The organism is Streptomyces sp. NPDC026417 (genome assembly GCF_055567695.1).
Genome location: NZ_JBVHPY010000030.1, coordinates 65985 through 73863 on the forward strand (window position 1 = coordinate 65985; position 7879 = coordinate 73863).

Here is a 7879-nt window from a genome sequence, read left to right on the forward strand (position 1 = left end):
GTAGTCAATGGGTAGACGAGATCGTACGCGCCCCCCCCCCTCCCCCCCCCCCCACCCCCCCCCCCCCCCCCCCCCCCCCCCCCCCCGCCACACCCCCCCCCCCCCCCCCCCCCCCCCCCCCCCCCCCCGCACCTCGGCGTCCAGGCGCGAGTTGGTGCGGTCGCGCGGGGTCCTGGCGTGGCGCTTGATGACGACCAGGGTGCGTGAGGGATGCTCGCGCGACGCCTCCTCGGCCGCCTTGATGGAGTCGTAGGCGTTCTCCTCGTCGGTGACGATGACCATCGTCAGGACCATGCCCACGGCGGGTGTGCCGATGGCCCGGCGGCCCTTCACGAGCGCCTTGTTGATCTTGCTTGCCGTGGTGTCGGTCAGGTCGATCTTCATGGCCTGCGCCAGCTCCGTCCGTCTCGTGCGAGCATCTCGTCGGCTTCCTTCGGGCCCCAGGTGCCCGAGGCGTACTGCGCGGGCTTGCCGTGGGTCTCCCAGTAGTCCTCGATCGGGTCGAGGATCTTCCAGGACTCTTCCACCTCCTGGTGACGGGGGAAGAGATTGGCGTCGCCGAGCAGGACGTCCAGGATCAGGCGTTCGTACGCCTCCGGGCTGGACTCGGTGAACGACTCGCCGTAGGCGAAGTCCATCGACACGTCCCGGATCTCCATCGACGTACCCGGCACCTTCGATCCGAAGCGCACGGTCATGCCCTCGTCGAGCTGGACGCGGAAGACGATCGCGTTCGCGCCGAGTTCCTCCGTGGCGGTCGCGTCGAACGGGGAGTGCGGGGCGCGCTGGAAGACCACCGCGATCTCCGTCACCCGGCGGCCCAGCCGCTTGCCGGTCCTGAGGTAGAAGGGGACGCCCGCCCAACGGCGGTTGTCGACCTGCAGTTTGACGGCCGCGAAGGTGTCGGTCGTCGACTCCGGGTCGATGCCGTCCTCCTGCAGATAGCCGCGCACCCGCTCGCCGCCCTGCCAGCTCGCCGCGTACTGGCCGCGCACGGTGTGCTCGCCCAGGTTCTCCGGCAGCTTCACGGCCTTGAGGACCTTCAGCTTCTCGGTGAGCAGCGACTCGGCGTCGAAGGCGGCCGGCTCCTCCATGGCGGTCAGCGCCATCAGCTGGAGCAGGTGGTTCTGGATGACGTCACGGGCGGAACCGATGCCGTCGTAGTAGCCGGCCCGGCCGCCGATGCCGATGTCCTCGGCCATCGTGATCTGCACGTGGTCGACGTAACTGCGGTTCCAGACCGGCTCGTACATCTGGTTGGCGAAGCGCAGCGCCAGGATGTTCTGGACGGTCTCCTTGCCCAGGTAGTGGTCGATCCGGAAGACCTGGTCCGGGTCGAACACCTCGTGCACGATCGCGTTCAGCTCGCGCGCGCTCCGCAGGTCGTGGCCGAACGGCTTCTCGATGACGGCGCGCCGCCAGGAGCCCTCCGGCGCGTCCGCGAGCCCGTGCTTCTTGAGCTGCTGGACGACCTTGGGGAAGAACTTCGGCGGCACGGACAGGTAGAACGCGTAGTTGCCGCTGGTGCCGCGCGAGGAGTCCAGCTCCTCGACCGCCGCGCGCAGCTGCTTGAAGGCCGTGTCGTCGTCGAAGTCGCCCGGGATGAACCGCATGCCCTCGGCGAGCTGCTGCCAGACCTCCTCGCGGAACTCCGTACGGGCGTGCTCGCGCACGGAGTCGTGCACCACCTGCGCGAAGTCCTGGTCCTCCCACTCGCGCCGCGCGAACCCCAGGAGCGAGAAGCCCGGCGGCAGCAGTCCGCGGTTGGCGAGGTCGTACACGGCGGGCATCAGCTTCTTGCGGGACAGGTCGCCGGTGACGCCGAAGATGACCAGTCCGGACGGGCCGGCGATCCGCGGGAGCCGGCGGTCCTGGGGGTCGCGCAGCGGGTTGCGCCAGTCGGACTCGGCGACCGGCAGGCCCAGCGCCTCGGCGAGTTCCGCCGAGGCGTCGGCACCGGACTTCGCTCCGGAACGCGCACCGGGCTTCGTTCCGGCCTTAACGGACGCCGACTTCGCCTTGGCCGCCGTGCCCTTCGCCGCCTTACCCTGCCCGTCCGCTGCGGTCTTCGCGTCCTCGGCGGGGGAGTGCGCGCTCACGTCGGCCTCCCGCTCCGCCGTCCCCTCGGTCGGCTTCCCGCTCATACCTCTTCAACTCCCTTGCGGTGCAGCGACGTCGACACGGCCTCCAGGAGGTCCTGCCAGGCGGTCTCGAACTTCGCGACGCCTTCGTCCTCCAGCTGCCGGACGACCTCGTCGTAGGAGATGCCGAGGCCCTCGACGGCTGCCAGGTCTGCGCGTGCCCGGGCGTAGCCGCCCGTCACCGTGTCGCCGTGGATGTCGCCGTGGTCGGCGGCCGCCCTCAGCGTGGCCTCCGGCATCGTGTTGACCGTGCCCGGGGCGACCAGCTCGTCGACGTACAGCGTGTCCTTGTACGCGGGGTCCTTGACGCCGGTCGAGGCCCACAGGGGGCGCTGCTTGTTGGCCTGCGCCTTGTCGAGGGCGGCCCAGCGCCCGCCGCCGAAGACCTCCTCGTACGCCTCGTACGCGAGCCGCGCGTTGGCGAGGGCCGCCCTGCCCTTGAGGGACAGCGCCTCGTCCGTGCCGGCCTTCTCCAGCCGCCGGTCGATCTCGCTGTCGACGCGGGAGACGAAGAAGGAGGCGACGGAGTGGATCCCGGACAGGTCGATGCCCGCGGCCCGGGCCTTCTCCAGGCCCGCCAGATAGGCGTCCATGACGGCGCGGTAGCGCTCCAGCGAGAAGATCAGCGTCACGTTCACGCTGATGCCGAGGCCGATGACCTCGGTGATCGCCGGGAGGCCCGCCTCCGTCGCCGGAATCTTGATCATGACGTTCGGACGGTCGACCAGCCAGGCCAGCTGCTTGGCCTCGGCGACGGTCGCCTCGGTGCGGTGCGCGAGCCGCGGGTCGACCTCGATGGACACCCGCCCGTCCCGGCCGCCGGTGGCGTCGTACACCGGCCGCAGGACGTCGGCCGCGGCACGCACGTCCTGGGTCGTCATCATGCGGACGGCCTCTTCGACCGTGACGCCGCGCACGGCCAGGTCGGCGAGCTGCTCCTCGTACCCCTCGCCGGAGCCGATCGCGGCCTGGAAGATGGAGGGGTTGGTGGTGACGCCCACCACGTGGTGGTCCCGGACGAGTTCGGCGAGGTTGCCGGACGTGATCCGCGTGCGCGACAGGTCGTCCAGCCAGATGGACACGCCTTCGTCGGAGAGGCGCTTCAGGGCTCCCGCGGCTGCGGTCGCTTCGGTCACAGTGATCATCTTCTTTCTTGCGATCGGATCAACCACGCGCTGCGGCGAGGGATTCCCGCGCGGCGGAGGCGACGTTCTCGGCGGTGAAGCCGAACTCGGCGAACAGGGTCGTGGCGTCGGCGGAGGCGCCGAAGTGCTCCAGGGAGACGATGCGTCCTGCGTCACCCACGTACCGGTACCAAGTCAGACCGATGCCGGCCTCGACCGCCACGCGGGCCTTCACTGAGGGCGGAAGGACACGCTCGCGGTACTCCGCCGGCTGCTCCTCGAACCACTCCACGGACGGCATCGACACGACCCGCGTGCCGACGCCCTCCGCCTCCAGCCGCTCGCGCGCGGCGACGGCCAGCTGCACCTCGGAGCCGGTGGCGACGAGGATGACGTCCGGTGTGCCGGTGGACGCCTCGCGCAGGACGTAGCCGCCCTTGGCCGTGTCCTCGTTCGGCTCGTACACCGGCACGCCCTGACGGGTCAGCGCCAGACCGTGCGGAGCGGGGTCGGTGGCGTGCCGCCGGAGGATCTCGCGCCAGGCGATCGCGGTCTCGTTGGCGTCCGCGGGGCGGACCACGTTCAGGCCGGGGATGGCGCGCAGCGAGGCCAGGTGCTCGACCGGCTGGTGCGTCGGGCCGTCCTCGCCGAGGCCGATGGAGTCGTGCGTCCACACGTACGTCACCGGCAGCTGCATGAGGGCCGACAGGCGGACGGCGTTGCGCATGTAGTCGGAGAACACCAGGAAGGTGCCGCCGTAGACGCGGGTGTTGCCGTGCAGGGCGATGCCGTTCATCTCCGCGGCCATGGAGTGCTCGCGGATGCCGAAGTGGATCGTGCGGCCGTACGGGTCCGCCTCGGGCAGCGGGTTGCCGTCCGGCAGGAACGAGGAGTTCTTGTCGATGGTGGTGTTGTTCGAGCCGGCGAGGTCGGCGGAGCCGCCCCACAGCTCGGGGATGACACCGCCGAGGGCCTGGAGCACCTTGCCGGACGCGGCACGCGTGGCCACGGAGGTGCCCTCCTCGAAGACCGGCAGCGCGCTCTCCCAGCCCTCGGGGAGCTGCCCCGCCACGATGCGGTCGAAGAGCTTGGCACGCTCGGGCTGCGCCAGCCGCCACTCGGCGATCTGCTTGTCCCAGGCCGCGTGCGCCTCGGCGCCCCGGTCCAGGGCCTCGCGGGCGTGGGAGAGGACCTCCGGCTCCACCTGGAAGGTGCGCTCGGGGTCGAAGCCGAGGACGCGCTTGGTGGCCGCGATCTCGTCCGCGCCGAGCGCCGAGCCGTGCGCGGCCTCGGTGTTCTGCGCGTTCGGCGCGGGCCAGGCGATGATCGTGCGCATCGCGATGATCGAGGGGCGCCCGGTCTCGGCCTGTGCCTGCCGGAGCGCCGTGTGCAGCGCGTGCACGTCGATGTCGCCGTCGGCGGAGGGCTCGACGCGCTGGACGTGCCAGCCGTAGGCCTCGTACCGCTTCAGGACGTCCTCGGAGAAGGCGGTCGCGGTGTCGCCCTCGATCGAGATGTGGTTGTCGTCGTAGACGAAGACGAGGTTGCCGAGCTTCTGGTGGCCCGCCAGGGACGACGCCTCGGCCGAGATGCCCTCCTGGAGGTCCCCGTCCGAGACGATCGCCCAGACGGTGTGGTCGAAGGGGGACTCGCCCGCCGGCGCCCCGGGGTCGAACAGGCCGCGCTCGAAGCGGGCGGCCATCGCCATGCCCACCGCGTTCGCCACGCCCTGACCGAGCGGGCCGGTGGTGGTCTCGACGCCCGCGGTGTGGCCGTACTCCGGGTGACCGGGCGTCTTGGACCCGTGCGTACGGAACGCCTTGAGGTCGTCGAGTCCGAGCTCGTAGCCCGACAGGAAGAGCTGCGTGTAGAGGGTCAGCGAGGTGTGGCCCGGGGAGAGCACGAAGCGGTCGCGACCCGTCCACTCCGGGTCGGCGGGGTCGTGTCGCATCACCTTCTGAAAGAGGGTGTACGCCGCCGGGGCCAGGGCCATCGCGGTGCCCGGGTGTCCGTTTCCGACCTGCTGCACGGCATCGGCCGCCAGGAGGCGGGCGGTGTCCACGGCACGCCGGTCGAGTTCGGTCCATTCGAAGCCGTCGAATGTCTGCGTGCTCATCTTCAAGAAGTCCTCTGAAAGAGCGGGGTAACTGCTCGGACGTGTTCAAACTTAAAAGTCTGACTTTTGGCGGGGAAGGTGCCCCTGTGTCAGCCTTCGGTGAAAGTGGGACAGCGAGTGCGGGACCGAGTCGACACGAGAAGGACATGGCGGACAGAACACCCCGAAGAGACGCCCGTGCGCAGGACGGGATCACAACCTTCCCCTTCCCCGTCGACCTGAGCGTCTCCGGTGTCGGCATGCAGGTGGGCCCCATGGGGGCGGGCCGCACCTGGCACGCGGACGCACCCCTGGAACGGGTGCACCGGATCGACTTCCACGTCGTGATGCTGTTCCACGAAGGTCCCGTCCGACACATGATCGACTTCGCCGAGTACGAGGCCGCCGCGGGCGAGCTGCTCTGGATCCGTCCCGGCCAGGTCCACCGCTTCTCCCGTACGACCGGGTACCGCGGGACCGTGCTCACCATGCAACCGGGTTTCCTGCCCCGTGCCACGGTCGAGGCGACCGGCCTCTACCGCTACGACCAGCCGCCGTTGCTGCGCCCCGACGCGGCCCGGCTCGCGGCCCTGGAGCACTCCCTCGCGCAACTGGAGCGCGAGTACATCGACACCGCCACGCTGCCGCTCAGCCTGCACACCTCGGTGCTGCGGCACTCGCTGACCGCGTTCCTGCTCAGACTGGCCCATCTGGCGGCCAGTTCGGCCGGGGCGGCACAGGAGCGGAGCGACACCACCTTCACCCGGTTCCGGGACGCGGTCGAGAAGGGCTTCGCCACCAATCACAGCGTCAGCGCCTACGCCGACGCGCTCGGTTACTCCCGCCGGACCCTGGTCCGCGCGGTGCGCGCGGCCACCGGCGAGACGCCCAAGGGCTTCATCGACAAGCGGGTCACGCTGGAGGCCAAGCGGCTCCTCGCGCACACGGAGATGCCCATCGGCCGGGTCGGCGCGGCCGTCGGCTTCCCCGACGCCGCCAACTTCTCCAAGTTCTTCCAGCAGCACACGGAACTGACCCCGGCGCAGTTCCGGCTGGAGCTGCGCTGAAGGGGCGGGCCGCGTGGCCCGCCCCTCCCGTGTGCCCGTGCCGCTTCGCCGTCAGTGGCCGAAGTCGAACCAGTTGACGTTGACGAAGTCGGCCGGCTGACCGCTGCTGAAGGTCAGATAGACGTCGTGCGTGCCGGTGACGCCGGTGATGTTCGCGGGGACCGTCTTCCAGCTCTGCCAGCCGCCGGTGTTGCCCACGGCGAAGCTGCCGACCGGCGTGCTCGTACGGCTGTCCAGGCGGACCTCGACCAGGCCGCTGACGCCGCCCGCGGCGCCGCTGGCCACCCGTCCGTAGAACTGCTTGGCCGCCGTGGAGCCGAAGTTGACGCCCTTGAAGAGGGCCCAGTCGCCGTTGCCGATCGCGCTGATGTTCTGGCCGCCGCCGGAGTCGGTGGTCGTCTCGGTGCTCACGCCGCCCTGGCCGTCGAACGACTCGGCCTGGATCGCGCTGTACGCGTCCCGGTTGCCGGACGGGGGCGGGGTGGTGCCGCCACCGCCGCCGGCGGCCTGCAACACCTGCACGTAGTCGACGACCATCGGGTGGCCCGGTTCGGTGCCGCTGTCGGGCCCGCCGCCGAACGCGTCCGGGAAGCCGCCGCCCATCGCCACGTTCAGGATGATGAAGTAGCCGTGGTTCGTGGCGTTCGTCCATGTGGTGGCGTCGACCTGGTTGGCCCTGACCGTGTGGAAGTTGACACCGTCGAGGTAGAAGCGCATCTCCTCCACGCTCGTGGACTTGTCCCACTCCACGGCGTAGGTGTGGAACCCGGCCTGGCAGGTCGTGCCCGTACAGGGGGTGTTGCCGCCGATGCCCGAGGTCTCGTTGCACGGGCCGCCCGGGGAGGTGCCGCAGTGCATCGTGGCCCACTCGGTGTTGAGGCCCTGGACGTTCTCCATGATGTCCAGCTCGCCGATGCCCGGCCAGTTCCAGTAGTTGCCCCGGAAGGGCGCGCCGAGCATCCAGAACGCGGGCCAGTATCCCTTGGCGGCGGGGCCGGTCACGTTCGGCATCTGGATACGGGCCTCGACGCGCAGCTTGCCGCCCGACGGGGGCTGGAAGTCGGTGCGCCGGGTCTCGACGCGGCCGGAGGTCCACTTGCCCGAGGAGTCGCGGCGCGGGGTGATCCGCAGGTTGCCGGAACCGTCGAGGGAGACGTTGTCGGTGCTGCTGGTCATCGTCTCGATCTCGCCGGTACCGAAGTTGGCGGGACCTCCCGGATAGCTGGTGCCGGTCGTGTACTGCCAGTTGGTGGTGTTGACGCCCGTGCCGGCGGCGCCGGTGAAGTCGTCGACGAAGACCTGGGACCAGCCGGAGGGGGGCGGGGGAGCGGAGGCGTTGGCGGGGAGGGTGGCGGCCGTGGGGGGGGGGGGGGGGGGGGGGGGGGGGGGGGGGGGGGGGGGGGGGGGGGGGGGGGGGGGGGGGGGGGGGGGGGGGGGGGGGGGGGGGGGGGG

The 7879-nt window shown here is 70.9% G+C and carries 4 protein-coding genes and 2 pseudogenes; 1 reads left to right on the top strand and 5 read right to left on the bottom strand.

Features of this window, described 5'->3' with window-relative positions; translation table 11 throughout:
- Positions 1–132: 132 nt before the first annotated feature.
- The 4 genes and pseudogenes from ACZ4NT_RS34045 to tkt form a co-directional block, all read right to left on the bottom strand.
- Positions 133–384: pseudogene (locus ACZ4NT_RS34045) on the bottom strand (glucose-6-phosphate dehydrogenase assembly protein OpcA); the annotation flags it as partial.
- A complete protein-coding gene (gene zwf, locus ACZ4NT_RS34050; protein ID WP_467728971.1) occupies positions 381–2144 on the bottom strand; it encodes a glucose-6-phosphate dehydrogenase in 1764 nt (587 codons plus the stop codon). The gene zwf and the pseudogene ACZ4NT_RS34045, both read right to left, overlap by 4 nt.
- The gene (gene tal / locus ACZ4NT_RS34055) at positions 2141–3286 is read right to left on the bottom strand and encodes a transaldolase (protein ID WP_121407156.1); all 1146 of its coding nucleotides are present in this window, start codon (positions 3284–3286) and stop codon (positions 2141–2143) included. Before tal ends, zwf begins: the two co-directional genes overlap by 4 nt.
- A gap of 19 nt (positions 3287–3305) precedes the next feature.
- Entirely contained in the window at positions 3306–5381 is a 2076-nt protein-coding gene (gene tkt, locus ACZ4NT_RS34060) for a transketolase (RefSeq protein WP_467728974.1), read from the bottom strand.
- A 146-nt stretch (positions 5382–5527) separates the two neighbouring features.
- Between tkt and ACZ4NT_RS34065 the strand changes: the two genes are divergently transcribed.
- Positions 5528–6427, top strand: a complete 900-nt coding sequence (locus ACZ4NT_RS34065; protein ID WP_121407158.1) for an AraC family transcriptional regulator — start codon at positions 5528–5530, stop codon at positions 6425–6427.
- Between the two features lie 51 nt (positions 6428–6478).
- Here ACZ4NT_RS34065 and ACZ4NT_RS34070 read toward each other — a convergent pair.
- Positions 6479–7786, bottom strand: a pseudogene (locus ACZ4NT_RS34070) (glycoside hydrolase family 16 protein); the annotation flags it as partial.
- Between the last annotated feature and the right edge of the window lie 93 nt (positions 7787–7879).

Bases quoted from the DNA above. Each gene is read 5' to 3' on its own strand.
- zwf (WP_467728971.1), bottom strand. From the start codon at position 2,144: ATGAGCGGGAAGCCGACCGAGGGGACGGCGGAGCGGGAGGCCGACGTG.
- tal (WP_121407156.1), bottom strand. From the start codon at position 3,286: ATGATCACTGTGACCGAAGCGACCGCAGCCGCGGGAGCCCTGAAGCGC.
- tkt (WP_467728974.1), bottom strand. From the start codon at position 5,381: ATGAGCACGCAGACATTCGACGGCTTCGAATGGACCGAACTCGACCGG.
- ACZ4NT_RS34065 (WP_121407158.1), top strand. From the start codon at position 5,528: ATGGCGGACAGAACACCCCGAAGAGACGCCCGTGCGCAGGACGGGATC.